Origin of the sequence: Dechloromonas sp. HYN0024, assembly GCF_003441615.1 — a bacterium.
Lineage (GTDB): Bacteria > Pseudomonadota > Gammaproteobacteria > Burkholderiales > Rhodocyclaceae > Azonexus.
Genome location: NZ_CP031842.1, coordinates 1,174,532 through 1,200,211 on the forward strand (window position 1 = coordinate 1,174,532; position 25,680 = coordinate 1,200,211).

Below are 25,680 nucleotides of genomic sequence, written 5' to 3' on the forward strand. Positions count from 1 at the left end.
TTCAGTGATCCAGCGGGTGGGGGGCTTTTCCCATCCGCTTCTTGGCTTCATCTATATTCCAATGTACACACAGCGAAAATGGCTTAAAGCCACACTGGTTGCCCTGATCGTGCAATGCAGCGCGACTCAGGGATATGCGGCTCCTGATCTTTCCTATCCGGTAGCCGGCTTGACCCCATCTCAGCGGCCGGTCAATGCGCCAGTATTGGCTACCAGTCCTGTTCTGGACAACAGGTTGGCATTGCGTGGTGTTTCTTCTCCGATTCCGGACAGCCTTCAGTTTCTTAAGGATCAGGGAGGTTGGTTCACACCCTTTACGCATCCTGGCATGACCGGCCCCTACGATCTGCGCGGATGGCACACCACACCAATCCGGGCGGCGGAAAAAAAATGAAAATACGCTACTCGATCATCGGGTTTATCAATGTCGTGTTGATTTCTCTGGTTGCGCTAACGGCGGGCTGTGGGAAACAGAACGCTCCGGAGCAGCAGACGCAAGAAGATAGCGACAGCAAGAGTCATTTTCGGGCTACCTACGACCCGATCCACTTCAAGCCGGCCATTGCAAATGCCAGCAATGAAGAGTGCCTTGCCTGCCATCGAGAGGTCCTTGAAGACCTCGTTCGACCGATTTCACCTGCGGGGGTAAAAGCCACGGATACGCTGGCATGGTATCAGCGGCTTTCCACCTACACGGGGGAGCAGGACACCTTCCATCGACGCCATCTGGTTACGCCCATGGCGAAGGAATTGATGAACCTGCAATGCAATACCTGCCATGAAGGTCACGACCCGCGCGAAGAAGCGCCAGGGAGTTCAGCAACGGCTGCTGCGCAGGACGATAACGCTTTTACCCTGCGCAAGCAGGTCAATCCGGAAACTATCTGTCTCAAGTGCCACGGCCAGTTTCCAGGGTGGGAGTTAATGCGCCTGCCAGGTACATGGGAGGAGGTCAAACAATACTTCAAGAATGACTGCCTGGCATGTCACGTGGCGACGCGGACGCAGCGGCATCGGGTCAGCTATTTGAAGGCCGATGCTATCGAGGCGACAGCCATTGCCGCGCAAGAGAAAGGCAATGGCGCCGACGTCTGTCTCGGGTGTCATGGTGGCCGGGCTTGGTATCGCGTCCCCTATCCCTATGCCCGCAACCCCTGGCCGGAAATGCCGGAAGGCACGCCTGAATGGGCCAAGGATCGGCCCACGCACTCCGAATCACGATTCATCCAGACTGAGCAGAAACCATGAACAAGCCCGATGTCACCATTCTCAATCCGGCGCGCCGCAGCTTTCTGAAAACCTCGGCGGCCGGAACTGTATTGGCGAGTTCAAGTGGCTTGCTTGAGATGGCTCTCGGGCAAAAGGATGCTGAGGCATTTGCCTATGAGCCCTATTACCGGGACGACCAACTGACCACCGTCGTTACTTCGTGCGACCACAACTGCGGTTCGCGTCACATGCTGGTTGCGCACAAGAAGGGCAACGTCATCGTGCGCCTTTCATCCGACGATGGGCGCTATCAGGCGGGTGGCGAATTCGGCAAGGATACGGTCGCCGAACCGCAATTACGGGCCTGCCTGCGTGGCCGCTCATATCGCTCGCGCCTGTACTCTCCCGAGCGTCTGCTCTATCCCATGCTGCGTGTCGGCGAACGGGGCGAAGGCAAGTTCAAGCGCGTTTCTTGGGATGAGGCACTTGACCATATTGCCAAGAAAATGGTCGAACTGAAGACCAAGTATGGCCCGACGGCTATCCTCGATCAGGCTTATGCCGGCAGTTCCTACGGCGTACTCCACAAATCCGACCAGATTGAAGGCCTGCTGGCACGCTTTCTCGGTATGTTCGGTTGTCGCACCAATTCGTGGTCCGTCCCCAGCTATCAAGGTACGACGTTCTCGTCGAATATGACCTTTGGCACCATTCAGGACGGCAACGAAGATGATGCCTTCGCCCATAGCAAACTGATCATTATGTGGGGATGGAATCCCGCCTACACCTTTCACGGCGGCAATACGTTCTATTACATGCGAATGGCCAAGCAGAACGGTTGCAAGTTCGTTGTCATTGACCCGCAATACACTGATTCTGCAGCCGCTTACGATGCCTGGTGGATACCGATAAAGCCGAATACCGATGCAGCAATGCTCGCGGGCATGGCGCACTACATCTTCCAGAACAACCTTCAGGACCAGGCTTTCATCGACAAATTTGTCCAAGGGATGGATGCCGGAACCATGCCGGCATGGGCGAAGGATCAGGAAAGCTTCAAGGACTATATTCTTGGGGTCAGGGACAAGACCCCGAAGTCGCCAGAATGGGCTGAAAAAATCTGCGGCGTATCGGCAGCCGATATAAAAAAGCTGGCCGACCTGTATGCCCGCACCAAGCCGGCGGCGCTAAAAGCTTCCTGGGGGCCAGGGCGGAATGCCTATGGCGAGCAGTACAACCGCATGGCGGCTGCGGTTCAGGCGATGACCGGCAACATCGGCATTCTGGGCGGTTGCGCCGAGGGCGTCGGCAAGGGGTGGCACGCCGAGTCGGTGGCCTACCCCTATGATGACAATGCCAATCTTTGGTGGGCATCGATCAAGTCAGACCGCTGGGCACACTGTGTATTGAATTATCCGAACGTCAAACGTGAGGAAATCGGCTGCTGGCCACGCGAGGATGAGCTGGACGGTAATATCCCCAACATCAAGGCCATCTTCTGGCATGGCTCCGACTGGTTCAACCAGCTCACCAACATCAACAAAGAAATCGAGGCCATCAAGAAGCTGGAACTGGTGGTTTGTTCCGACTCGACCATCACACCGTCCGGCTTGTGGGCCGATGTGCTGCTCCCCATTGCCACACACTTTGAGCGACACGATGTCGGCTTGCCCTGGTACAAGGGCCATTACCACATCCATCGTCCCAAGGTCATTGAACCAATGGGCGAGTCGAAGACGGATTTTCAGGTCTATACCGAACTGGCCTATCGCCTGGAAAAGCTGGATCCAAGCGTCAAGGATTTGGGCAAGCGCTACAACCCGCGTGCCGACCGTAGCTATTTTCAGAACCCGGATGCAGTCGATGAGGCATATCTGGTCGCGTGGTGGAAAAAGGTCCAACACCATCAGGGCGTCACCATGTCCTGGGAGGAGTTCAAGCGGCGTGGGGTGTACAAATTCACCTTTGACAAGCCACATGTTGCCTTCCGCGAACAGATTGAGAATGGCGTTCCATTCGATACGGCCTCGGGGCGGATCGAGATTTTTTCGACCACGCTAGCCAAAGTGACTGACTGGAAGAAGACCCAGTGGGGCTATCCGATTCCAGCCATCCCGAAATGGATAGAGCCGTTCGAATGGATGGGGCATCCCAAGGTCAAGGAATATCCGTTCCACATGATCACGCCACATCCACGTCACCGGACGCATTCGATCTTCCACAACATTCCCTGGTTGCGTGAAACCTTCCAGCAGGAGATCACCATCAACGCGAGCGATGCGCGGCGCCTGAAGTTGGTGACAGGCGATATGGTCGAAGTGTGGAATGCGCGGGGCAGGATTGTTGTTCCAGTTTATGTCACCGAGCGTTGCATGCCTGGTGTCGTCGTCGTGTACGAAGGCTCCTGGATGGATCTCGACAAGAAGGGGGTCGACCGTTCCGGTAATCCCGATTTCCTGACCAAGGATGAGCCAAGTCCCGCCGGCGCCTTCGCCTATAACACCATTCTGGTCAATCTGAAGAAGACAACGCTTGCCCATCGTCCGGGCTGGGACAGCCAGGCGACGTCGCGTTCCTTCATTTTCCGGCGCGATGCGTAAGGGGCGAGCATGACCAACAAACTAGACATGAAGAAAGTTAAGGTCGCCCTGGAGCGCAAGGTGGCCCAGACCTATGAACCGGTCAAACCGGCCATGCAGTTCGGTTTCATCCATAACAACGTCGATTGCATCGGCTGTCGCGCCTGCGAAATCGCCTGCAAGGACAAGAACGGTCTGCCACCTGGTCCTCGCTTCCGGCGCGTGATGTACGTTGAGGGGGGAACTTATCCTGATGTGTTTGCCTACAAGGTGAACATGTCCTGCAACCACTGTGCCGAGCCTGCCTGCCTGCCGACCTGTCCGACGGGTGCCATCTGGAAGCGGAGCAAGGATGGCATCGTCGATATCGATTCCTCGTTGTGCATCGGCTGCCGCAAATGCGAGGCCGCATGTCCCTATGGCGCTCCCCAGTGGAACCCCAAGGAACAGATCATTCAGAAGTGCAATATGTGTGTGGATGAGATCGATGCCGGTCGCAAGCCATATTGTGTGATGGCCTGCATGATGCGTGTTCTCGACATTGGACCGATCGACAAATTGTGGGAAGGCAAGTTCAAGACCAAGGCCGTAGGGCCGCATGACGAAACGGTGCGCCAGGTAAAAAATATGGCCAATCCCGAGCTGACCAAGCCGTCGATTGCCTTTGTCCCGCATCGCAACGGCAAGGTCAAATGATGATCGACAGAGAAACCGCGCTGGCCTGGTCCGATGATGTGGCTACCCTGGCGATCTTGCATGACCGTGAAATGACATTGGGAATGATCGGAGGTGTCAAAGCCATTGGCTTTCCGGGCAACCTCGGCATGGTGCCGCGTGGCGAGAGTGGCAGCCAGATTTATGACGCGATGCGCGAGGTCGTGGCAGCCTTGCCGGACATGCCCGACCAAGTGTTTATGGACAACCTTGCTGCGGATTATGCCGCCATCTACCTGACCGGTGGGCTGGATGCATCACCTTTCGAGTCGTTCTGGGTTTCCGACGAACATCTTGTCTGCCAGGACGCGATGTTCGACATGCGGGAGTTGTATGCCGCTGATGGACTGGCAGTTCCCAACTGGCGCCTGCGGCCTGACGACCATCTCGTATTCCAGCTTCAGTTTCTCGCTCGGCGGCTGGACAGGATTGCCGCCCTGAGCGACGCCGACAGCGCTCAAATTTCCAATGACCTCTGGCGCTCATTGGCTACCCTGCTGGATCACCACCTGCTGCGTTGGCTACCGGATTTCGCCAGCCGGGTCTCGGCTCGCTGCGACACGGAGTTTTACGCTGCCCTGTTCTTGCTGACAAATATCTGGTGCGAGCAACTGCGCGACTTTATTGCCTTGCATTTGGGTACTCCCCGACCGAGCAAGGAGCAGATCGAGGCAACGCTGCGACCGAAGCATCTTGATGAGGTGAAGACGATGCCCATTCAATTCATGCCCGGCATCGGCGGCCCTGGCTGGTAGCGGGTCGTGAGTCCGATCCCGATGAGCCCGATTCAATTTTCAGACACATCCACATGGCCAATTATGGTCTTGCACGGAGAAAACACGTGACGAACAAAGAAAAATGCTGCAACCCCCAACAATCGGCGGGTGGATGCGCCTGTTCAGGGCAAGCACCGACGGTGGCCCCCGTCGAGAAAGTAAATTCCCGCCGCAACTTTCTAAAAAGCGCAGGTTCGCTTAGCGTCAGCTCGTTACTTGGCACGGCTGCCTTAATGACCATGTCCGACGATGCGCGGGCGAACATGGAGTGGGCCGAATGGTTCCAGGGCAACTACCGGCTCATGACCGATGAAGAAAAGGCATTGGCCAGGGCGAGGCTCGAACGTCGCTACTCTCGCGAATATGGCAAGGCAGTGAGCGTTGATGGCACGCCAGCACAGGAGGGCGTGCTCATGGGCTATGCCCTGAATATCAAAAAGTGCATCGGTTGCCGCCGTTGTGCCAAGGCTTGTGTGGAGGAAAACAACCAGTCGCGAGGCAAGGATCAGGAAATCGAATGGATTCGCGTTCTCAAGATGGAGAAAGGTGAATTCAGCCAGGAAAAGATGAACCAGGGCTATCCCGAGGGCCTTGGGATACAGGTTGGGGGCAATGCCTACAGTCCAGCTGGTGTTGTCCTTGAAGGGGAGCATTATTACCAGCCGGAGGCGGTCCCCGAGAAAGATTCAGCCTATATGCCAATCGCCTGCATGCAGTGCGAAAAACCGCCCTGCGTAAAGGTTTGTCCGGTTCGTACGACCTACCGTGAAGCAGATGGTCCGGTTGTTATCGACTACAACTGGTGCATTGGTTGCCGTATGTGCATGTCGGCCTGTCCCTACTGGGCGCGGCGTTTCAACTGGAGTGATCCGAAACTGCCCAAGGAAGCCATGAATCCGGTGACCCATTATCTCGGCAACCGGCCACGCATGAAGGGCGTCGTCGAGAAGTGCACATTTTGTATCCAGCGTACCCGCAAGGGACGCTACCCCGCCTGCGTCGAAGTGTGCCCGACAGGTGCCCGAAAGTTCGGCAACCTACTTGATCCCAATAGCGAAGTCAGCCGAATCATCGCGCGCAAGAACGTCTTTCGCCTGAAGGCGGAACTCAATACCTTCCCCAAATTCTTCTATTTCATGGATTGAGACGCAACATCATGGACAAACTGAAGAGATTTGCCATCGATTATGTAACTTACGTGGTGAAAGGCAGTCCGGCATTTTATGCCTGGGTTGCTTTTCTCGGCTTGCTCATTCTCGGCTTGCTATACGGAACCTACCTGCATACGGCCGATGGCTTACGCTACACCGGTCTGACTGACCAGGTCCATGATGGTCTGTACCTGGCTAACTTCGTCTTCCTGGTCGGCATTGCGGCCGGAGCCGTGACCATTGTTTTCCCGGCCTATGTCTACCACCACAAGGGGCTCCACGCAGTGGCGGTGCTGGGTGAAATGCTGGCGATTTCGGCGGTGTTGATGTGCATACTTTTCATCGTGTCGCACATGGGGCGGCCTGATCGTCTCTGGCACATGCTGCCCGTCATCGGCATCTACAACCTTCCAAATTCCATGCTGGCCTGGGATACCCTGGTTCTGATCGGCTACCTGTTCCTCAATTTGATTGGTGGTTTCTATTTCCTTTACAAGAAATACACCGGCCAGCCGTTGAACAACAAATTCTATATGCCGCTGATTTACGTCTCCATCGTTTGGGCACTGAGTATCCACACGGTTACGGCATTCCTGCTCAATACCATGCCGTCGCGCCCGATGTGGCACCACAGCATGATGCCGATCCGCTTCATCTTGACGGCATTTGCGGCAGGGCCGTCGCTAATCGTTCTTATCTTCCTTATTGTTCGTGCGCGAACCCGGCTCTGGATCGACAACTCTGCCATTAATCAGTTGGCAACGATCATCACCTATTGCCTTGGCCTTTCCCTCTTCCTGAGCTTGTCAGAAGTGGTCACCGAGCTTTATGCCAATACCGAACATGCACTGGGGCTGCAATACCTGATGTTCGGCATGCATGGTTTCAATGATCTGGTGCCCTGGTTCTGGGGGTCGCTGGCCGCCAGCCTTGGCGCCTTCGTTATCCTGCTGACGCCCGGCTTGCGTCGCGACTATCGCTGGCTGCCGATTGCCTGCAGCTTGGCCTTTGCCGGCATATGGGTGGAGAAAGGTATGGGCCTGCTGGTTCCCGGCTTTATTCCGACACCGATCGGTGAGTTCTCGCAGTATTTTCCGACCACCCTTGAGATAGTCGTCACACTCGGCAATTGGGCACTCGGCTTTCTTATCCTCACGATTTTGCTGAAAGGGGCTATCGGAATACTGCTGGGCGATATTGCCTATGCCACCTCGATGCAGGACAGGGTCACCGCCAGCGACACCGGCGTGTCGCCTACGCCCGAGTTGACCTAAAGGAACTGGAATGAAGATCCCTGCTTTTTTGTCAGCAGCCCTGCTGGTTGCCATGCTCAGCTTTTCTTCAGCCTGGGCAGAGCCGGTCAAGTGTTTCGAAAGTCGTAAGGGTGCATCCGAAGTCACCCAGCGGACGATTGGAGAAAATCTGACGAACGTGAAGTGTTCGCCTAAGACAGGTGCCGTTTTGTGGTGGAGCGACCCTTTCGATGGCACCGTGCCAATGGGCGACATGCCTGTTCAGGATGCAAATTTCAACAGCGAAAAAGCTGTGGTCAAGCCGCGTTCAGACAAGCTGGGACTGCTTCCGCTTTGCGGAAATACCTGTCATACCGGTGTCTTGCCCAAGGGATTTCCACAAAATAAGGACACTCGCCAACTGGTCTTGATGCATCAGGCCATCGTGCTCGACTCAACTAAACTGCCCCATGGGCGGGGCAATATCTGGTGTCTGGATTGCCATCATTCGACGCAGCGCAACAAGCTGGTTGACCACCGCGACAATCCGATCAGCTTCGACCAGCCGCAGCGTCTTTGTGGGAAGTGCCACGGCGAGGTCTATCGGGATTGGCGCGAGGGTATCCATGGCAAGCGGATCGGCGAATGGGCGAGCACTGGCACCAAGCGCTGGTTTGTCTGCACCGAGTGCCACAATCCTCACAATGTCCAGCATGGTGACCGCAACCGGGGTTTTGCGCAGCATCAGCCAGAGGCCGCCCCTGCATTGCCGAAAGGTTTGAAAACGGCCGACCACGAGCGGCGAAAGTCAGGTGCGGCGAGCCACTGAGCAGGTTGATCAGGGTGCTGCCAAGCACATGATGCTTCCATCCTCTCAGGCATGAATGGCCAGCCCTGTGCGCTGGCCGATTTCCATTTGAATTTCTGATTGCAGGCGGATAATGTGAATCGAAAAACTCCTCTATTCTTTGGCCCACCGCTGGCATTACTCACCGAAGGTGAGACCAACACCATGGAAATCAGCGGCAAGGTCAATCGCACGGCAGAACGCTACCTGGAAATTCTCAAGCACCACGGTCTCGAACTTAACGATGTTGAGCGCGACTGCCTGAAACAAATCTGCGGCTTTGGCTACATGTCGCCGGAAGATATGCGCGACTTACCTGACGACGTCCTTTTTTCGCCTTACAGTGACCCGCGTCTGGACAGGGAATCGTTGGCGGCAAGACTTGAAGCCGCAACTTTTGCCGATCTTGTTGCTACGGTAGAGGCATTAGGTTTCTAATTGCCGATTAACCGGACAAATTCTTCCCAGATGCAAACCAAAACGCGTCACCTGAGTCATCGCCTGCTGCGCGGCGTTCTCCTGGTCGCGGGAGGAGCCTCGCTGGCCCTTGGCTTACTCTTTCTCGGACTTTACCGCGATCAGCTCCTCCATGAGCGGGCTGAGGTTTCGATGCAACTCAACCGCATGCTCCAGGTGACTTGGGAAAATGCCATGCTCAAGCGCGATGTGGATGGCTTGCGCGATATCGTGGCCAAGCTAGGCGGGCTCAATGGCATTCGTGATGTACTGATTCTTTCTCCCGCCGGCGAAGTTCGTTTCGCCTCCGATCCCGACAAGTTGGGACAACTGATGCCGACGATTGCGCACATGACCACGTCGGGAAAGCCCGTCACCCGCTTTGAAGCCCAGGTCGGCGGCGAAGTGCTGCGATCCATCAATCCCGTGCCAAATCGCGCGGCCTGTACCTCCTGCCATGGCGAAATCGTCGCAAATCCGGTCAACGGGATACTCGTCGTTGACTATGATGCTGCACCGATCCGTGAAAGCGCGATGCATAGCGCCATTCTGTTCATGCTGGCTGGAACCGGCGTTATCGCACTAACGCTGCTGACCTTGTGGTTGATGTTACGCCGACATGTCATCAAGCCTCTGGCTGGCCTGGACGCTGCCACCCGAGCCTTGGCAAACGGAGATCTGATGGTTCGGGCGCAATCAGCGAACAATGACGAGATCGGACGTGCGGCCATCAGCTTTAACTCGATGGCCGAGCAACTGTCGGTGCAAATATCTCTGGCTGAGGCGCAGCAACAGTTTCTGCAGACGTTGCTGGACGGACTACCGGATGGCGTGCGCCTGATTCGTGTTGCCGACAAGCAGGTCGTTCTGGCCAACCATACCTTCTGTCAGCAGGTTGGCCAATCGGCCCAGACCATACTCAAGCGGCCTTGCTACCAGTATAGCTACGGCCGTGACGAACCCTGTGTGCCGACACTGACGGTTTGCCCACTAATGGAACTTAAGGAAGTGGGCGATCGGCTCAAGGCTAGCCATTACCTGAAAAGGCCTGATGGCACGGTTTTCCATGCCGAGATTCATGCTGTACTGGTCGAGCTGGATAATGGACAGGGGCGTGAGCGCTACATTGTCGAGTCGGTGCGCGATCTGGGCCAGATATCGCAGATTTCACATGAACAGCGCCTATCGGAACTCGGCCTCCTGGCAGCGGGGATCGCCCATGAAATTCACAATCCGCTTGGATCGGTCCGACTTGGTGTCCAGGGACTGGTGCGCGAATTGCCGGCCGGACATGTTACACAAGATCAAATTATCGAATACATGAGGCTTATTGACCAGGAGGTCGACAAGTGCATTGCCGTAACTCGGCGTATGCTTCTACTCTCGCGCCCACCTGTCAGCAGCCTGCAACTGGTGGTGGTCAATGAGGCGCTGGCAGATACCCTGATGTTGCTCGAATTCGATGCGCACGCACATGGCATAACCCAGCAAATTGAACTTCCCGAACAACCCCTGCGCCTGCTGACCGATGAAGCCGACATCCGCATGATTTTTCTCAACTTGATCCAGAATGCCCACCACGCCATGGACACCGGGGGGGCGCTCATTGCCCGTCTGCTCGCCGATGATGGTGATGCCGTGATCGAGATTTCCGATTCCGGCGTGGGCATTCCTCCCGACGTCCTCGCTCGCATTTTTGATCCTTTTTTCAGTAGGCGTGCCGACGGGGTGACCGGGACGGGGCTTGGTCTAACCATCGTCAAGAATTTTGTTGAGCGCATGGGGGGCACTATCCGTGTCGATAGCACGGTCGGGCAAGGTACGCTTTTTCGCATTCGCCTGCCGCTTGCTGAAACCGCACTAAAGAGGGGCGCATGAAGAAAAAGACCCTGCTGATTGTCGATGACGATCTTGTATTCAGCAGTTTGCTGCGGCGACAAATCGAGTCCATGGGATTTTCCACGCTCGGTGCTGGCTCATGGGCAGAGGCACAGGAGCGACTCAGCGAAATCGAACCGTGTGCCATCATTCTCGACTTCAAATTGCCGGATAGCGATGCCTCGCGGATTCTCGGCGAGATACGCAACCAGTATCCGGTCATAATCCTCACCGGCTATGGTTCGATACCGAATGCGGTCAGCGCCATCCGTGAGGGTGCTGCTGATTTCCTGACCAAACCGGTCAATATCGACGAATTGGAACTGACTGTCCGGCGGGTACTTGAAACAGCCGAATTGCGCGAATCCAACCGCTTTTATCGAACCCAGTTGGCTTCCCACAGGCCGGGGCCAATGGTGTTTGAGAGCCAGGCGATGCGCAACGTGCAGGAGATGATCGATGCCGTCGGCCCGACCGATACCACGGTCCTCATCCTCGGCGAGTCGGGTACAGGCAAGGAGATGGTTGCCCAGGCGATTCATGAGCGTAGTCCGCGGGCGCAGCGAGAGTTGGTGCCAATCGACGGCAGCGGTTTGCAGGAAAATCTGTTTGAATCCGAACTATTTGGCCATGAGCGGGGTGCCTTTACCGGGGCAGACCGGCAAAAGAAAGGCCTGATCGAGGAAGCGGCCGGTAGTACGCTCTTCCTAGATGAAATCGGCGATATCGGTAGCGCCATCCAGGCCAAGTTGCTGCGCGTACTTGAAACCAGCAGTTTCCGTCGCCTGGGTGGCAACAAGACACTCAGTTCCGATGCCCGGATCGTCACTGCAACCAATCGTGACATCGAGGCAATGAGTAGGGGCGGCACGTTTCGCAGCGATCTCTATTTCCGCCTCTCGCGCTTTGTCATCACCATTCCACCGTTACGCGAGCGCCGTGAGGATATTGAACCTTTGGCACGGCACTTTCTCGCACTGCTTACTCGAAATGCGCCAACCAGCATGTCAGCCGAGGCGCTCAAAATGTTGTTGGCCTATGATTGGCCAGGCAATGTTCGTGAACTGAGAAATGCCATTGAGCGCGCCATCATCCTGGCGCGACCAGGAAATCCAGTCCGCGTCGAACATCTTTCCTTCATTCCACGCAACCAGGCCGGCGAGGTGGTGCTGCGCTTCGGACAAGACCCCAATCTGGAACAGATCGAACGCGAATACCTTCGCCAGGTCATGGCCAAGCATGGCGGCAATCGTGTGAAGACGGCCGCCGTTCTGGGTATCAGCGAACGACATATCTATCGTCTCATCGAAAAATACGGGTTCAGTGACAAGGTTTTTGGTAGCTGAACGCTTTAGCCTATAAATTGCGGGGCCGCTGTTTTAGCGGACCCGCTACACCGAAAAGTCCAGGTCTTCTTTTAGGGCAGTGATTAGGCTGAAGTCCTGAAATATGTTCTATGCGACGGTCTATCCCTCGGTCAGCTTGAGCAGGATGTCGGCGTACCAGGCGCAGTTCAAGCCGAGCGCCTCGTCTTCGACCAGATCACGGTTGCCGACGTCGAAGCGGGCCGAATGAACGCCCAGCAACATCCAGGGGAGGTCGCCGTGGGCTGTCGTGGTGTCCACAATGCGCATGACTACCGGTGCACCACTGCTGCCGCGATGGGTGCGGGCATCGGTCAGAAAGAAACCTTCGCCCTGAAAACGCAGGCCGAAAGACGAGGCGATGATGGCGTGGCGGACCACCGGCGTGTGATGCATGGCGTCATGGAAGCCAAGCGGAAAGCCGACAATGAGCAATGAGGAACCGACCTCGACCTGATCCAGGCTGCTCAGCAGGTGGTGTGGGCTGAAGGCGCGATAGACGGCGGTTTTGGGCAACGCCTTGCGGTTGATCTCGATGACCGCGACATCGATGTCGCCGGCCGCATCCAGCCCGTGCCGCCAGAGGCTCTTGCCATTGTGATAGAGCGGGATGGAAAAGCCGGTCGATTCAGCGATATTGGCGGCATTGGTATGCAGTTCGATCTCGATCCGGGTCGGGAAGTGCTTGCTCGCCTTGTCGAACACGACATGGCGACTGGTCACCAGAAACAGCCGCTCGTCGCGTCCGAAGAAGAAGCCGCTGGCGTTGGTCAGCAGTGATTTTTCATGGAAGGTGGCGATGCGGGCGGCGGTGAGGAGCAGTGGTTCGATCATGGGTCCGGTCCGGTGCATCAAGAGTCTGGGTGGTTGAGGTGTAGCTGTACTTCAGCAGTTTTTCCGTGCGCTGCTACACACTTCCGAAAAATGCAGTGGCGAGCCGAAGCTAGCTCAGGACAAGCATCAACTATGTGCGTCAGCGAACAGTAGCACGGTAGCTTTGCGCATGCCCTGTATCAATTCGAGGCTCAGGTCAGAGGGAGGATGGCCCGGTTTGCCATGGGGCCGGCTGAGCAACTTTTCCTGTTGCAGGCGACTGTTGGCGGGCTATTTCCGATTCAGTTCGGTCATGCCTTACGGCGAGACCGGGTCACTGATTACGCCGGCCCTTGCCAGACGCTCGATTTCTTCATCCGGCAAACCAAGGCTGGACAACTGTTGGCGCGAGTGTTCGCCAAGCAATGGTGGTGGGCTCTGGATGTCGCCCGGGGTCCGCGACAGGCGGGGAGCCGGAGCTGGCTGGCGAATGCCGGCGATGTCGACAAAAGCCTGGCGCGCCACGTTGTGCGGGTGCGCTGGTGCATCCCCCATGCTCAATACCGGCCAGACACAGTCGTCGGTGTCGTTAAAAAGGGTATCCCAATGATCGCGCGGGGCTGACTTGAAAATTGCCGTCAGGCGATCCTTCATGACTGGCCAGCGGGAGGTGTCGTACTGCTTGCCATTGAAATCGGGGTCGCCACTGAGGCCGAGGCGCTCGATGAAGGTACTGTAGAACTGCGGCTCAAGCGGGCAGACGCTGATCCACTCGCCATCGGCGCATTGATAGACGTCGTAGAACGGGGCGCTGGAGTCGATGGCGCACTGGCCCTGCCATTCGCCCAGGGCTTCGAGGTTGAACAGGCCGTGGGCGAGGACTGCCGCACCTTCGCACATGGCGGCGTCGATGACCTGACCCTGGCCCGAGCGCTGGGTTTCTATCAGGGCGCAGGCAATGCCCCAGGCCAGCATGAGGCCACCACCACCCATGTCGCCGACCAGCGTCGGCGGGGCCCACGGCGCACCGCCGTGACGACGACCGGTATCGAGGACGCCGGCAATTGCCGCGTAATTGGCATCGTGCCCGGCGCGCGGGGCGAGCGGCCCGGTCTGTCCCCAGCCGGTCATGCGGCCATAGATCAGGCGCGGATTGATGGCCAGGCATGCGTCCGGACCAAAGCCGAGACGTTCCATGACGCCGGGGCGGAAGCCTTCAATCAGCACGTCGGCTTCAGCTATCAGTTTGTTGACGAGGGTTTTGGCCTCGGGGTGCTTTAGGTCGATGCACAGGGATTTCTTGCCGCGATTGGCTACCGCCTTGCGGCCACCGCCAAATAGTTGCGAGGCAAAGGTGCCGCCGGCGCGCTCAAGCAGCGTTACATCGGCACCCATGTCGGCGAGGAGCATGCCGCAGAAGGGGCCGGGGCCGATGCCGGCGAATTCGACGACCTTGATGCCGGCCAGAGGGCCGCGGAGCGGGTTTCCAGAGTTTATTTGCATGGTGTTCTGAGAGGGGAATTCAGGCGAAGTCAGAACGTATCATTCAATCGGTCAAGTCGGCCAGACTTCCCGATGATCAGCCTGTCTTCCAGGGCGCTACAGGCAGGTGCAGCAGTGAGGATGACCAGGCTTTGCTTCCGGTCATCCTCAAGGGGGGCGATTAGCCGCGCTGAGCCAGCGGCACGACGTCGCGCTTGGCGGCACCCATGTACAGCTGACGCGGACGACCGATCTTGTATTCCGGATCGGTAATCATTTCTTCCCACTGCGTCATCCAGCCAACCGTGCGGGCGAGGGCGAAGATACAGGTGAACATTTCGGTCGGAATACCGATCGCCTTCTGGACGATGCCCGAGTAGAAGTCGACGTTCGGGTAGAGCTTCTTCTCGACGAAGTACGGATCTTCCAGGGCGATTCTTTCCAGTTCCATGGCCAGCTTGAAGAGGCGGTCATTCTGCAGGCCGAGTTCGGTCAGCACTTCGTTGCACACCTTGCGCATGAGCTTGGCACGTGGGTCAAAGTTCTTGTAGACGCGGTGGCCGAATCCCATCAGCTTGAAGGAATCGTTCTTGTCCTTGGCGCGTGCAATGAATTCGGGAACGCGGGAAACGTCGCCGATTTCTTCCAGCATCTGCAGGCAGGCTTCGTTCGCACCACCGTGTGCCGGGCCCCACAGACAGGCGATACCGGCAGCAATACAGGCGAAGGGATTTGCACCCGACGAGCCGGCCAGACGGACGGTCGACGTCGAGGCGTTCTGTTCGTGGTCGGCGTGCAGCGTGAAGATGGTGTCCAGGGCATTGACTAGAACCGGATTGGGGACGTACTTCTCGCACGGATTACCGAACATCATGCGCATGAAGTTGGCGGTATAGCCAAGTTCATTGTCCGGATGCATGAAGGGCATGCCGGTGCTGTACTTGTAGGCCATGGCGACGATGGTCGGCATCTTGGCAATGAGGTGGGTGAAGTTCTTGTTGCGGTTCTCGGCGTCGGCGAAGTCCATCGCGTTGTTGTAGAAGGCCGACAGCGCACCGACGACGCCGGTCATGACGGCCATCGGGTGGGCGTCGCGGCGGAAGCCGGAGAAGAACTTGGCGAGTTGTTCGTGCACCATGGTGTGGCGGGTGACTTCCGTCTCGAATTCGGTCTTCTGGCTGGCGTTCGGCAGTTCGCCGTTCTTCAGCAGATAAGCCACTTCAAGGAAGTTGCAGTTTTCGGCAAGTTGCTCGATGGGGTAGCCGCGATAGAGCAGTTGGCCGACATCGCCGTCGATGAAGGTGATGGTCGATTTGCAGCTGGCCGTGGACAGGAAGCCGGAGTCGTAGGTAAACAGGCCGGTTTTGGCACCCAGTGTGCGAATGTCGACGCAGTCGTTGCCGTGGGTCGGCGTCATGATCGGAAATTCGACCGGTGTCTGACCATCAATGCTCAGTGTTGCCTTGCGTTCGCTTGCCATATTTTTACCCCCTTGGAAATATTTTGTTTGGTCGTGTGTCATGAAAGCAGGCAGAGGATACAGAAACTCCCTGACATTTCTTTGACGATTTACAAATCAAGCAATTCGCATGCCGAATGCTTCGCCTGTTGAGGGCAGCGAGCAAAGCCGCTGCAGCCTGTTGTGGCCAGCCGGAAGTTGCCATCCGGAACGATGGTGAAACCTTGGCGAAAGCACCAAGCAGGCGCGAATTTTGGGGTCGCGGCACTTTTTCGGTGCTATCGAACCGAAAATGCCGTCGCCAGCGACGGCCCGGGATTTCATTTCGGGGCGCTGGTCGGTACACTGCGAACATCTAAAACACGATCAATTGGGAGAAGGAAGCATGCGAGGTATGTTCGAGTACAAGCTGGACGGTAGCGGTGATGCCATCAATTTGAATATCGATCTGGATGTGGTCAGCGCCAATGCCCTGGTTCGGCTGGACCGCTACATCAATTGGTCCGACATCCTCAAGCTGACCGAGAACGATCCCGAGGCAGCTTATGCGGCTGAACGCCTGCATACCGTATTGCAGCACATGGGCAAGTAAGGCCCGATCAGTATCGGCTGGCTAAAGACCCGCCGCAAAGGGAGTCCTGGCTTGTGTCACGGGCTCCTTTTTTATTGGGGCGGACGGGCGTGCGCCAAGCGTCGGTTTTTTGCGGCGGCGCCGTCAGGGATATTGCCGGGTGCCGGCAAAGCGCGTCGGCCCACAGAGGATTTCCCTTATCGACAGTTGGCGGGGCGGGCGGTTATTCTGCCGGCCAAACCAGACCATTTCGAGAAATCGACACCATGAAATACGGAAAAATTGCGGCCCTGTTTGTTGTTGCCTTTCTCCTGAACAGCAGCGCACCTGAAATCCTTCAGCACCTCGTCGAACTGGGCGGTACCGAGACGGCGATTGCCAATTCGCTGTGGTGCCTGGGGATCTTTCTGGTCTTTGGCTGGGCCTGCAGCAAAGCGGCCGAAGGGACGATTTTCCCGAACTTCACCTTGCAGTTGCTAGTCGGCATCGTCCTGCATGATGCACTGGCCCCCATTGCCCCGCAGATCATGATTGCCGTGGTGGTGTGTACCGCACTGGCGGCCATCATTCTGAAAGGGGGGGGCGACGAGCTTGACCGGGTCGATTTCGTCAAGATTGCCTTTCCGACCCTGATGATTGCCATCGTCGGTTATCTCATCACCTTCTTTGTCATGTTCCCGATCCTGATGCTGGTCGGACTGGATGGAAAAACGGCCGCCTTGCTCTCGGCCATTCTCGGTTCGACTGATCCGGCGGCCTTGATCCCGACCCTCAAAAACATTGTCTTCAAGGACGACTACAAACGCCTCAACGATATTGCCGTGGCCGAAAGCGCCCTCAACGATGCGGTCGGTGCCATCTTCACGGCGGCGGTTGCCGCCATGGTGCTGGCCGGCACCTCGGTCGATTCGCTGGGTACGCTGGCGGCCGGATTGTTCAGCACGGAAAACATGCTGCTCCTCGGCAAGCAGTTCCTGTTCGGCTCGATTGCCGGCATGGTCGGCTGGGGGGCGATGCATGGCTACGGGGTTTACAAGTCGCGGGACAACGACCGTGATGTCGGCGAAACGACCTACGATTTCGCCATGGTGCTGGCCATCCCCCTGGTTACCTTCCTGCTCGCCCAGTTGATTCATGGCAACGGTTTCCTGGCGGCATTTATAGCCGGCCTGATGGCCAACTACAATCATGGTCAGGCCTATTTCCACACCACCTTGCGGACCATGGAGATCAAGGTTGAGAGTATCGCCAAGCCGACTATTTTCATGATGGTCGGCCCGTTCGTCGCCCTTGATACCCTCTGGCATACGGCGCTCCTCGGTCTCGTTGTGTCGCTGGCTTTCATCCTGATTGCCCGGCCGGTCGCGGTCATGCTGTCGATGCTGCCAACCAGTCTCAACATGAAGGACAAGCTGTTCCTCAGTGTGGTGCGGGAAACCGGGGTGATTCCCGTTGTTCTCGCGGTGATTACCGTGGCCCAGTTTCCCGAACTTGAATTGCTGATGCCGCTGACGGCATGGGTGGTGATCTGGACGCTGACCCTGCTGCCCGCCATTACGCCGTGGTGGACGAGAAAATTGGGGATCGCCCAATAGTTCTGGCGGCAAATCGGGGCGACGGAGTGGTCGCCACCCGAAGGCAAAAGAAGCGCGGATATTTGTCATGTAAACGACAAATATCCGCGTTTTTTTGCACCATGTCGGTGCTCTTTAAATTAAAACTAACTATATGATAAAACAAGGAAATTCGCCTCTATAATGCGCGCCGTTTCCAACCCAAAACAGGCACTACACATGACCCAACTTTCCAATCACGGCTATCGTTTCGACGGTGATTTCGTTTATCTCAACGCGGATGTCAATTTTTCCGAGGCTGATCTGGCGGCTGGCGCGGCCTGGTCGCTGCAACTGCTGGCCAGCGAGAGCGGATTCTCCGGGAACGAACCGGTGGGCATCCGGGTGGCGGAACTGGCCATCGAGCCGATGTTCGGTGGAATTACGGTTAACGCCTGCTGTGCTGCGATTCCGCCGGCCGGTGCGGCCGACCAGGTGCTGGCCATGGCCTTGTTGAGTACCACCGCTGACGGTCTGGTCGCGCTGCGTGACCTCGGTGTCTACGAGGCCCGCCAGAATTTCTGCCAGCCCTGCCTGCTCGGGGATGTGCGCTGTACGCTGGCCGACGGCGCTGCCCGGCTGACTATTGAGGCGATTGCCAATCCGCGCGGCGAAGACAACCTGAGCGGTACGCTGGCACTTGAAGTCTGGGCACTCGATACGCCGTATGCGGGTGGTGCCTGGGTCGGTAGTCCGGTGGCCAGCGTCGTTGTCGGCATTCTCGGTGGCGGTAATCAATGGACTGATTGTCAGTATGACGTGCCCGCCGCACTACCCGCAGATGGCGCCGCATTGACCGTAATGCTGCGCGAATGGACGCCGGCTGGTTACGTTACGCGCGACTATCGCAATATTGCCGCGCTGCCGGCCAAGGCAAAGCCGACCGCCAAGGCCAAGGCGGCTGGCAAGCCGAAGGTGGCCGCCAAGCCCAAGGCTGCAGCCAAGCCAGTGGCGGCCAAGGCACCGAAGCCAGAAGCCAAGCCTGTCGCAGCGAAATCTGCTGCCAAGGCAGCCAGCAAGCCCGACAGCATCAAGGTGGCGGCCAAGCCGGTATCGATCAACAAGGCGAGCGAAGATGATCTGGCTGCCCTCAAGGGGCTGTCACGTGAAGTTGCCCGGGCCATCGTGGCGGCGCGTCCGTATGCCGCCATCGAGGACGTGTGCAAGGCCAAGGGCATGGGTGCCAAGACCCTGGAAAAGCTGCGCCCCTTGCTCGCCCTGTAAATCCCCCGTGTGACTGAGTTGTTCGGTCGGACGGCCATGGCCGAGACCTTCCGAAACAACTCGGTCACCGATGGATACACAGCATTACGTTTCTTCTGACATCCGGTGGGTAACCGGCCGCGTTATTCGGCACAAGGCGCTGCAAATTGTTGTCAGCACCGAATACCGGACCAACACCCTACTTACTCAGGAGATTCAAAATGCAAGTTTCCAAAATTCTCGTCGCGCTGACCGTTGCTGCTGGTTTCGCATCCGCTTCCTTTGCTCAGGGCACCACCAGCGCACCAGCTACCCAGCCTGCCGCAGCTGCCAAGGTCATTGCCCCGGCGCCGACAACTGCCGAGAAGAAGGTCGAAGCCCCGAAGGCAGCCGAGTCGGTCAAGGTCGATGCGGTCAAGACCGAAGCGCCGAAGGCCAATGCGGCCAAGCCGGTTGAGAAGCATGGCAAGGCCAAGGGCCATTCGGCTGAAAAGCACGAGGCAGCTCAGGAAGCCAAGGCCGAAGCCAAGCCTGCCTTCGCGCCGGCGCCGGTCGCTGCCAAGAAATAAGTGCCTGTCCGGCTTCACCAGCCGGAGATAGAGGCCGATGGAAGGTCACAAAAAGGGTCAGCATGAGCTGGCCCTTTTTGCCTTCAAAGGGGGCTTGGCGCGTCCCTGCAACATATCGATACAAAGCGTTGCAATGCCTATAAAGTCGGCGTGGCCGGTTGATGTGAAGATGCTTCCTGTGCACGACACTCAAGGGAGCAAGCAAATGATCCAAACCCAGTACCGCCGTGACGGCGAAGATAATCGTCAGGGCATCCATATCAAGGCTTTCCTCAATGTCTCGAGGAATTACCTGCTGCTCAGCCAAAGCGCCGCCAAGGTGAAGCAGGTTGTCCAGCCTCTCGCTGTATCCGCGCCTTTGCATAGGGCAACCATGAGGACCTATCGCAAAGCTGTCCAGTCACTTCTTCTTGCGGCTGGGGTTGGTTTCTTTGCTGCAGGCCCGGTGATGGCCGATCCCGGCTGTGATCACATGAGGGACCATTCGGAACATCACGCCAAAATGATGGAGGCGCATCACGCCAGCCTGCACAAGGCACTCAAGCTAAGCGCCGAGCAGGAGCCGGCGTGGAACAAGCTGATGCAATCCGAACAGGCGGGAGTCGCCATGCCGGCCGGGCAGGACGACTGGTCCAAACTCAAGGCACCCGAGCGAGCGGAAAAAATGCTCGAAATGGCGACCGCCCGACAAGCCCGGATGGCTGAACATGTGACCGCGCTCAAGGCTTTCTACGGCGTACTCAGTTCTGAGCAGCAGAAAGTTTTCGACGACTTTCATGCCGGCCCCCGTGATCGCATGATGGGCAAGCCGGGGGCAAGGGCACCCCGCGCCGGCAAGCCCGCGCCCGGGAACTGATTGACTTGGGGTCTGCGAAAGCCTGGCATGACAGGGCTTCGCGACGACACCAGGGCAAGCAAAAAGGTACGAAAAATTTTCTGGTTTCAATCCTGTCGCAACTTCAGTAGGATTATTCACGCAACGTCTACTCGGGAGATTTGGCCGCATGAAAGTGAAGTCTTCAATCGAACGTGGTGCTGAGTATCTGTGCACCAAACTGGGTGAGTTTGTTACCGCCATCGAGCAGGTCGCCGTGGTCAAGGGTTCCGCCATGTGGGAAGTCGAGCGCCAGATCGGTGCTGGCATCCGCAAACGGCTGATCGTTTCCGAGCGCTCCCTGGTGCCTCGTCATCTGGCGCCCGCCATGGCTTAACGGCGCTATCGAAAAATCTTCAAATTAGCTGGACTTTCCTTAACAGAGGAGTATTCTGAAATCGGGTTCTGGGCAATAAGTGGTTCCACCAGAATGGTGTTTTTGAAATGACTGGAGGCTTTATGGTTGATAGTCCGCCGCAAATTCACAAGCAAGCCAAGTAGCACACCAACGGCAAACTGCCGAATACCTAGGCCATGAGTACCTGGGGCAAAGATCTGAGAAGCCCATGTCTGAAACACATGGGCTTCATGCTTTTCGGCTTCTGATGAGTGCTTGCCGAACGGGTGGTCGATCTGCATGTTCAGGGCTTCAGTCCCGTACGGATTTGATATACTGTATTTATGAACAGTATTCGCCGTATTGCCCACCTCGACATGGATGCCTTCTTTGCCTCCGTTGAGTTGCTGCGTTATCCCGTGTTGCGCGGGCAGGCCGTGGTGGTTGGTGGGCGAAATGTGCATCAGCCAGTGATGCAGGTTGATGGCACCTGGCAGTTCTCACGTTTGCGTGACTATGTCGGGCGGGGTGTCATCACTACCTCGACCTACGAGGCGCGAGCCTTGGGCGTATTTTCCGGCATGGGGCTGATGAAGTCAGCCAAACTGGCCCCCGAGGCGATTCTTCTGCCCGCCAACTTCGACGCCTATCGGCATTATTCACGACTGTTCAAGGCTGCTGTCCGGGCCATCGCACCCAATGTTGAAGATCGGGGAGTCGACGAGATATACATCGATCTTAGCGACATTGCCGAACCAATCAGTACGCTCGCCCAGCGCATCAAGGATGCGGTGTTTGCTGCGACCGGCTTGAGTTGCTCCATCGGCGTGACGCCCAACAAGCTGCTTTCCAAGATTGCCTCCGACCTCGAGAAGCCGAATGGGCTGACAATTCTCACGATGGATGACTTGCCGACGCGGATCTGGCCATTGCCGGCAAAGAAAGTGAACGGGATCGGTCCGAAGGCGAGTGAGCGTCTCGCCCGCCATGGCATTCAGACTATCGGCCAGCTGGCCGCCGCACCTGCCGATTTTCTGGTCAACAAATTTGGTCAGGCGACAGGTTTGTGGATGCATCGAATTGCGCATGGCCTTGACGACAGGCCGGTGGTAACCGAGTCGGAACCCAAGTCAATCAGTCGGGAAACGACATTCGAGCGGGATTTGCACGCCAGGCTTGATCGGGCGGAACTGTCCGAGGTATTCACGGCCTTGTGTCTGCGCGTTGGGGATGATCTGGTGCGCAAAGGCTACGCTTGCCGGACGGTTGGCATCAAGGTCAGATATTCGGATTTTCATGCGGTGACCCGGGATGTCACCCTGCCACTCGCCGTCAGTGATGGTGCGGAAATTCGCCAGGCGGCAGGACTGTGCCTCAAGCGAATTCCTCTTGATCAGCGGATTCGCCTGCTGGGCGTTCGTGCCGGTGGCCTGGTCGAGCTGGCAGGCGAGAAGTCCATGCCTGTGGCTGTGCAGGCTGAACTGCCCTGGTAGCGGTGACGAACAGTTGGCCCGACTGACTGGCTAAAGCAGTACCGATAATTAAACATTTTTGTGTATTTGTATCCGGTTCTATTTGAACTGGCCTGTAAGCGCCTTGTTCTTTAGGGTCTCGTATTTTCCTCGGGCCAAAAAGACGATACGCCGGATCGGGTAACATATCGCGCTGGTACTCCTGTTTTTCTCGATCGCTGCATACCAGATAGCGCCAATCATCGTGAGCCTTGCCATTCATTCCCGCCTCGACCAATTTCGCCAGCAGCGTCGGGTTCAGGCCGGTTCGCTCATCATTACTGTATTTGGTGACGCCGTTTTGCCGCGCGGTGGGCGTATCTGGCTGGGGAGCCTGATTCGTCTGCTGGAGCCGCTTGAACTCAACGAGCGACTGGTTCGTACCTCGGTATTTCGCCTGGTTAAGGAAGAGTGGTTGCGTACCGAAACCGTAGGCCGGCGTGCCGACTACGTGCTGACGGCAGCTGGACGGCGGCGTTTCGAGGAGGCGTCGCGGCATATCTATGCCTCACATGCGCCGCTATGGGATCGTCGCTGGCGGCTCATCCTGGTGGTCGGCGATGTCGATCCCAAGGTTCGCGACCAGCTTCGCCGGGCCCTCTTCTGGCAAGGCTTCGGGGTCCTTGGGGGGGACTGTTTCGTGCACCCGAGTGCCGAACTGCCGAGTGTCCTTGATGCGCTGATTGCCGAAGGCCTATCCTCGGCCCTGGGCGCCTTGTTGCCGCTGTTTGCCGCCGATTCACGCTCGGCCCAGTCGGCCAGTGATGCCGATCTGGTCCGTCGGGCCTGGGACTTGGGTAGCCTGGCCGAAGCCTATGACCAGTTTGTGGCCGGCTACCAACCGATTCTCGACGAATTGCGGCGCGATCATCTGGCTGATGTCAGCGAACAGGATGCTTTCCTCGTCCGCATTCTGCTCATTCACGACTACCGTCGCCTGCTGCTGCGTGACCCCGAATTGCCGGAAGTCCTCCTGCCCGGCGACTGGCCGGGTCAGCAGGCGAGATTGCTGTGCAAGGAGTTGTACAACCGGCTGGAGCCGCTTTCCCGCCGTCATCTTGACCGGATGCTCTGCCTTTCCGATTGCAGTGTGCCCAGCGAGGATGCGACGCTGCCCGTGCGTTTCCCCCAGTACGATCCGTTAACTGCTTCGTAGCCCTGGGTCAGTTTCCGTTGCTGATGAGGGGGGTCTGGGTAGTCATTCTCCGGTGAAATTCGGCGCGCGTTTTTCCATGAAGGCGGCAACCCCCTCGGCGTAGTCTGGGCTCCAGCCAAGTTCGCGCATGAAGCCGCCTTCGAACGAAAGTTGCTGCTCCAGCGTGTGGCTTGGGGCAGCGTGCATGGCCTGGCGGGTGCGGACGAGCGCCTTGGTCGGGGCGACCGACAACTGCTTGGCCAGGGTATCGATGCGGGCAGCAAAGTTGGCATCCTCGGTGCATTCCCAGATCAGTCCCCAGTCGGCGGCCTTCTCGGCCGGTAGCTTATCGGCGAGCATGGCGAGGCCCATGGCGCGGGCCATGCCGACGCGTTGCGGCAGGAACCACGTGCCGCCGGTGTCGGGAATCAGGCCGATCTTGGAGAAGGCCTGGAGGAAGGACGCCGACTTGGTGGCGATGACCAGATCGCAGGCCAGTGCCACTGAGGCCCCGGCTCCCGCCGCGATCCCATTGACGGCGGCGATGGTCGGTACGCGCAGGCTCTGCAGGCGCAGCACCAGTTGCTTGTAGTTCTTCTCGACGACATTGCCAATGTCGGGCATTTTGCCGTTGACCACCTGCATGTCCGTATCAGCCAGATCCTGCCCGGCACAAAAGGCACGGCCGGCTCCGGTCAGCACCAGAACCCGGATAGTGCTATCTGTCTGAATGCTGTCGAGTGCAATACGCAGTTCGGCATGCATTTCACCCGTAAAGCTGTTCAGTTTGTCGGGTCGGTTCAGCGTTATGCGGGCAATGCCTGATTCGACTGCAAATGTGATTGATTCAAAGGTCATCTTGAGTTCTCGTCTATGGCAGTTGCACAGGATAACAACGAAGCCACAGTCGATGAAAGTGGTTGTGGAAACGTCGGGGATAACTGTATGGGGCTCAACCTGGGCGATGTTGGTCGGCGTCGGGAACGTGACATTGCTGTCGCGCCCCAGTGATCTGTGGCCAATTGATTGCGGCGTGGGGTGACTTAAGGATGAAAACGGAGAAATTCACTGCTGATTTTGACTACTTGGCGGTAGAGGATACTTCTGGAATATTTCGCAGAATGGTGTAGAGTGAGATCAGGAATTCTTGTTTTGAGGTGAAGAAATGGCTATTCAATCAGTAGCTTCCAGCATTAGTGCCTACACAAACTCGACAGCTCAGACGGCCCAGTCGCAGCAATCCCAGCAATCGCAACAAGTTGAGCGGCGTGAGCCGCGTCCGGCTGAACGGGTTGAACTCAAGGAAGAGGCTCCGCGCCCGGTCAAGAATGCGCAGGGGCAGGTGACGGGCACAATCGTAAACGAGACGGCGTAATGGTGGCCGGATCGATAACCGGCGATTGGTGATGACATGGCAGTAAGCTCGGCAGCAGGCGCTCAATCGGCCAGCAGTGGGCTTTGGGCGCAACTTCAGCTACAACAGGCGCGGCAGGCTGCCGATCAGGCAGAGCAGCAGGCTGCGGCCCTGCAGGCCAGGGCGCAGTCAGCCCAGACGGTGGCTGACCGGGCACAGGAGAATGCCCGTTCTCTGCAAGTTCAATCGCGCCAGGCGCAAGGCGATGCCAGCCAGGCCCGGCTCAATCTGGCCAGTCAGGATGTGGCCAGTCAGGTACAAACTCAGTTGGGCGATCTCAAGGCGCAAATCAGCGAGGTACTCAAGTCCGATACGCTGAGCGCCACCCCGGTTCCTGCACCAGTACCGGTCATCAATACCTCCGGCCAGGCAACGGGAACGCTGGTGAACGTCACCGCCTGATGGATTTTGTTCCGCAGTTCACCAACAAGGCGCCACGGCGCCTGTTTTTTTGCCGGCTGACTGGCAAAGGCTTTGGTATTGTTAGGCCCTG

At 57.4% G+C, this 25,680-nt stretch carries 26 protein-coding genes; 21 read left to right on the top strand and 5 right to left on the bottom strand.

The features are described from left to right. The first annotated feature begins 4 nt into the window (after positions 1-4). The 11 genes from HYN24_RS15785 (at position 5) to HYN24_RS05675 (ending at position 12,188) form a co-directional block, all read left to right on the top strand. Entirely contained in the window at positions 5-394 is a 390-nt protein-coding gene (locus HYN24_RS15785) for a hypothetical protein (protein WP_162888604.1), read from the top strand. Continuing rightward, positions 391-1,248: a hypothetical protein gene (locus HYN24_RS05630; protein WP_205421449.1), complete on the top strand. Its 858-nt coding sequence runs from the start codon at positions 391-393 to the stop codon at positions 1,246-1,248. The genes HYN24_RS15785 and HYN24_RS05630 overlap by 4 nt, the downstream gene beginning before the upstream one ends. Continuing rightward, entirely contained in the window at positions 1,245-3,809 is a 2,565-nt protein-coding gene (locus HYN24_RS05635; RefSeq protein WP_117608337.1) for a molybdopterin-dependent oxidoreductase, read from the top strand. Before HYN24_RS05630 ends, HYN24_RS05635 begins: the two co-directional genes overlap by 4 nt. Before the next feature lie 9 nt (positions 3,810-3,818). Beyond that, positions 3,819-4,484 carry a 4Fe-4S dicluster domain-containing protein gene (locus HYN24_RS05640; protein WP_117608338.1) on the top strand — a complete coding sequence of 222 codons (666 nt, stop codon included), beginning with the start codon at positions 3,819-3,821 and terminating at the stop codon, positions 4,482-4,484. Beyond that, positions 4,481-5,257 (top strand): molecular chaperone, encoded by a 777-nt coding sequence (locus HYN24_RS05645; RefSeq protein ID WP_117608339.1) that lies wholly within the window; start codon positions 4,481-4,483, stop codon positions 5,255-5,257. Before HYN24_RS05640 ends, HYN24_RS05645 begins: the two co-directional genes overlap by 4 nt. Positions 5,258-5,511: 254 nt before the next feature. Continuing rightward, on the top strand, positions 5,512-6,423 hold the full coding sequence (locus tag HYN24_RS05650) for a 4Fe-4S dicluster domain-containing protein (protein ID WP_117608340.1): 912 nt from the start codon (positions 5,512-5,514) through the stop codon (positions 6,421-6,423). Positions 6,424-6,434: 11 nt separating this feature from the next. Continuing rightward, positions 6,435-7,703, top strand: a complete 1,269-nt coding sequence (gene dsrP / locus HYN24_RS05655; protein ID WP_117608341.1) for a sulfate reduction electron transfer complex DsrMKJOP subunit DsrP — start codon at positions 6,435-6,437, stop codon at positions 7,701-7,703. 10 nt (positions 7,704-7,713) lie between these two features. Next, positions 7,714-8,490 (top strand): hypothetical protein, encoded by a 777-nt coding sequence (locus tag HYN24_RS05660; protein WP_117608342.1) that lies wholly within the window; start codon positions 7,714-7,716, stop codon positions 8,488-8,490. Positions 8,491-8,604: 114 nt separating this feature from the next. Further along, a complete protein-coding gene (locus tag HYN24_RS05665; protein ID WP_162888605.1) occupies positions 8,605-8,946 on the top strand; it encodes a hypothetical protein in 342 nt (113 codons plus the stop codon). Between the two features lie 30 nt (positions 8,947-8,976). Next, complete coding sequence (locus tag HYN24_RS05670) at positions 8,977-10,842, top strand: HAMP domain-containing sensor histidine kinase (RefSeq protein WP_117608344.1); 1,866 nt, start codon at positions 8,977-8,979, stop codon at positions 10,840-10,842. Continuing rightward, a complete protein-coding gene (locus tag HYN24_RS05675) occupies positions 10,839-12,188 on the top strand; it encodes a sigma-54 dependent transcriptional regulator (RefSeq protein WP_117608345.1) in 1,350 nt (449 codons plus the stop codon). Before HYN24_RS05670 ends, HYN24_RS05675 begins: the two co-directional genes overlap by 4 nt. A 120-nt stretch (positions 12,189-12,308) precedes the next feature. Here HYN24_RS05675 and HYN24_RS05680 read toward each other — a convergent pair whose 3' ends face one another. From HYN24_RS05680 to gltA, 3 genes are all read right to left on the bottom strand, one after another. Beyond that, positions 12,309-13,040 (bottom strand): serine protease, encoded by a 732-nt coding sequence (locus tag HYN24_RS05680; RefSeq protein ID WP_117608346.1) that lies wholly within the window; start codon positions 13,038-13,040, stop codon positions 12,309-12,311. A 297-nt stretch (positions 13,041-13,337) separates the two neighbouring features. Next, on the bottom strand, positions 13,338-14,522 hold the full coding sequence (locus HYN24_RS05685) for a CaiB/BaiF CoA-transferase family protein (RefSeq protein ID WP_117608347.1): 1,185 nt from the start codon (positions 14,520-14,522) through the stop codon (positions 13,338-13,340). 160 nt (positions 14,523-14,682) lie between these two features. Further along, entirely contained in the window at positions 14,683-15,981 is a 1,299-nt protein-coding gene (gltA, locus tag HYN24_RS05690; protein ID WP_117608348.1) for a citrate synthase, read from the bottom strand. 364 nt (positions 15,982-16,345) lie between these two features. Here gltA and HYN24_RS05695 point away from each other — a divergent pair, with 364 nt between their 5' ends. The 6 genes from HYN24_RS05695 to HYN24_RS05720 all read left to right on the top strand — a co-directional run bounded on the left by HYN24_RS05695 (position 16,346) and on the right by HYN24_RS05720 (position 21,127). Beyond that, entirely contained in the window at positions 16,346-16,552 is a 207-nt protein-coding gene (locus HYN24_RS05695; RefSeq protein WP_162888606.1) for a hypothetical protein, read from the top strand. Positions 16,553-16,797: 245 nt separating this feature from the next. Continuing rightward, positions 16,798-18,126, top strand: a complete 1,329-nt coding sequence (locus tag HYN24_RS05700) for a cation:proton antiporter (protein WP_117608350.1) — start codon at positions 16,798-16,800, stop codon at positions 18,124-18,126. Between the two features lie 198 nt (positions 18,127-18,324). Beyond that, the gene (locus HYN24_RS16290; RefSeq protein ID WP_205421450.1) at positions 18,325-19,368 is read left to right on the top strand and encodes a helix-hairpin-helix domain-containing protein; all 1,044 of its coding nucleotides are present in this window, start codon (positions 18,325-18,327) and stop codon (positions 19,366-19,368) included. A gap of 200 nt (positions 19,369-19,568) precedes the next feature. After that, the gene (locus HYN24_RS05710) at positions 19,569-19,916 is read left to right on the top strand and encodes an amine oxidase (RefSeq protein ID WP_117608352.1); all 348 of its coding nucleotides are present in this window, start codon (positions 19,569-19,571) and stop codon (positions 19,914-19,916) included. Positions 19,917-19,953: 37 nt separating this feature from the next. Then, a complete protein-coding gene (locus HYN24_RS05715) occupies positions 19,954-20,772 on the top strand; it encodes a Spy/CpxP family protein refolding chaperone (RefSeq protein WP_117608353.1) in 819 nt (272 codons plus the stop codon). 148 nt (positions 20,773-20,920) lie between these two features. Then, positions 20,921-21,127 (top strand): hypothetical protein, encoded by a 207-nt coding sequence (locus HYN24_RS05720; RefSeq protein ID WP_117608354.1) that lies wholly within the window; start codon positions 20,921-20,923, stop codon positions 21,125-21,127. Positions 21,128-21,132: 5 nt separating this feature from the next. Here the strand turns inward: HYN24_RS05720 and HYN24_RS05725 are convergent, their stop codons facing one another. Further along, on the bottom strand, positions 21,133-21,429 hold the full coding sequence (locus HYN24_RS05725) for a hypothetical protein (RefSeq protein WP_117608355.1): 297 nt from the start codon (positions 21,427-21,429) through the stop codon (positions 21,133-21,135). 42 nt (positions 21,430-21,471) lie between these two features. On the opposite strand from HYN24_RS05725, the gene dinB reads away from it, so the two are divergent. After that, positions 21,472-22,620: a DNA polymerase IV gene (dinB, locus tag HYN24_RS05730; RefSeq protein WP_117608356.1), complete on the top strand. Its 1,149-nt coding sequence runs from the start codon at positions 21,472-21,474 to the stop codon at positions 22,618-22,620. Between the two features lie 223 nt (positions 22,621-22,843). Further along, positions 22,844-23,794: a phenylacetic acid degradation operon negative regulatory protein PaaX gene (paaX, locus tag HYN24_RS05735; RefSeq protein WP_117608357.1), complete on the top strand. Its 951-nt coding sequence runs from the start codon at positions 22,844-22,846 to the stop codon at positions 23,792-23,794. A 42-nt stretch (positions 23,795-23,836) separates the two neighbouring features. Here paaX and paaG read toward each other — a convergent pair whose 3' ends face one another. After that, positions 23,837-24,631: a 2-(1,2-epoxy-1,2-dihydrophenyl)acetyl-CoA isomerase PaaG gene (paaG, locus tag HYN24_RS05740; protein ID WP_117608358.1), complete on the bottom strand. Its 795-nt coding sequence runs from the start codon at positions 24,629-24,631 to the stop codon at positions 23,837-23,839. A 307-nt stretch (positions 24,632-24,938) separates the two neighbouring features. Between paaG and HYN24_RS05745 the strand changes: the two genes are divergently transcribed. Together HYN24_RS05745 and HYN24_RS05750 are read left to right on the top strand one after the other, a co-directional pair. Continuing rightward, positions 24,939-25,148, top strand: a complete 210-nt coding sequence (locus tag HYN24_RS05745; protein WP_117608359.1) for a hypothetical protein — start codon at positions 24,939-24,941, stop codon at positions 25,146-25,148. 36 nt (positions 25,149-25,184) lie between these two features. Further along, a complete protein-coding gene (locus HYN24_RS05750; protein WP_117608360.1) occupies positions 25,185-25,589 on the top strand; it encodes a hypothetical protein in 405 nt (134 codons plus the stop codon). The last annotated feature ends 91 nt before the right edge of the window (positions 25,590-25,680 follow it).

What these genes read in the sequence shown, in the direction of transcription:
- HYN24_RS05630 (WP_205421449.1), top strand. Translation starts at nt 391, where the DNA reads ATGAAAATACGCTACTCGATCATCGGGTTTATCAATGTCGTGTTGATT.
- HYN24_RS05635 (WP_117608337.1), top strand. Translation starts at nt 1,245, where the DNA reads ATGAACAAGCCCGATGTCACCATTCTCAATCCGGCGCGCCGCAGCTTT.
- HYN24_RS05640 (WP_117608338.1), top strand. Translation starts at nt 3,819, where the DNA reads ATGACCAACAAACTAGACATGAAGAAAGTTAAGGTCGCCCTGGAGCGC.
- HYN24_RS05645 (WP_117608339.1), top strand. Translation starts at nt 4,481, where the DNA reads ATGATGATCGACAGAGAAACCGCGCTGGCCTGGTCCGATGATGTGGCT.
- HYN24_RS05650 (WP_117608340.1), top strand. Translation starts at nt 5,512, where the DNA reads ATGACCATGTCCGACGATGCGCGGGCGAACATGGAGTGGGCCGAATGG.
- dsrP (WP_117608341.1), top strand. Translation starts at nt 6,435, where the DNA reads ATGGACAAACTGAAGAGATTTGCCATCGATTATGTAACTTACGTGGTG.
- HYN24_RS05660 (WP_117608342.1), top strand. Translation starts at nt 7,714, where the DNA reads ATGAAGATCCCTGCTTTTTTGTCAGCAGCCCTGCTGGTTGCCATGCTC.
- HYN24_RS05670 (WP_117608344.1), top strand. Translation starts at nt 8,977, where the DNA reads ATGCAAACCAAAACGCGTCACCTGAGTCATCGCCTGCTGCGCGGCGTT.
- HYN24_RS05675 (WP_117608345.1), top strand. Translation starts at nt 10,839, where the DNA reads ATGAAGAAAAAGACCCTGCTGATTGTCGATGACGATCTTGTATTCAGC.
- HYN24_RS05680 (WP_117608346.1), bottom strand. Translation starts at nt 13,040, where the DNA reads ATGATCGAACCACTGCTCCTCACCGCCGCCCGCATCGCCACCTTCCAT.
- HYN24_RS05685 (WP_117608347.1), bottom strand. Translation starts at nt 14,522, where the DNA reads ATGCAAATAAACTCTGGAAACCCGCTCCGCGGCCCTCTGGCCGGCATC.
- gltA (WP_117608348.1), bottom strand. Translation starts at nt 15,981, where the DNA reads ATGGCAAGCGAACGCAAGGCAACACTGAGCATTGATGGTCAGACACCG.
- HYN24_RS05695 (WP_162888606.1), top strand. Translation starts at nt 16,346, where the DNA reads ATGCGAGGTATGTTCGAGTACAAGCTGGACGGTAGCGGTGATGCCATC.
- HYN24_RS05700 (WP_117608350.1), top strand. Translation starts at nt 16,798, where the DNA reads ATGAAATACGGAAAAATTGCGGCCCTGTTTGTTGTTGCCTTTCTCCTG.
- HYN24_RS16290 (WP_205421450.1), top strand. Translation starts at nt 18,325, where the DNA reads ATGACCCAACTTTCCAATCACGGCTATCGTTTCGACGGTGATTTCGTT.
- HYN24_RS05710 (WP_117608352.1), top strand. Translation starts at nt 19,569, where the DNA reads ATGCAAGTTTCCAAAATTCTCGTCGCGCTGACCGTTGCTGCTGGTTTC.
- HYN24_RS05715 (WP_117608353.1), top strand. Translation starts at nt 19,954, where the DNA reads ATGGAAGGTCACAAAAAGGGTCAGCATGAGCTGGCCCTTTTTGCCTTC.
- HYN24_RS05720 (WP_117608354.1), top strand. Translation starts at nt 20,921, where the DNA reads ATGAAAGTGAAGTCTTCAATCGAACGTGGTGCTGAGTATCTGTGCACC.
- HYN24_RS05725 (WP_117608355.1), bottom strand. Translation starts at nt 21,429, where the DNA reads ATGCAGATCGACCACCCGTTCGGCAAGCACTCATCAGAAGCCGAAAAG.
- dinB (WP_117608356.1), top strand. Translation starts at nt 21,472, where the DNA reads ATGAACAGTATTCGCCGTATTGCCCACCTCGACATGGATGCCTTCTTT.
- paaG (WP_117608358.1), bottom strand. Translation starts at nt 24,631, where the DNA reads ATGACCTTTGAATCAATCACATTTGCAGTCGAATCAGGCATTGCCCGC.
- HYN24_RS05745 (WP_117608359.1), top strand. Translation starts at nt 24,939, where the DNA reads ATGGCTATTCAATCAGTAGCTTCCAGCATTAGTGCCTACACAAACTCG.
- HYN24_RS05750 (WP_117608360.1), top strand. Translation starts at nt 25,185, where the DNA reads ATGGCAGTAAGCTCGGCAGCAGGCGCTCAATCGGCCAGCAGTGGGCTT.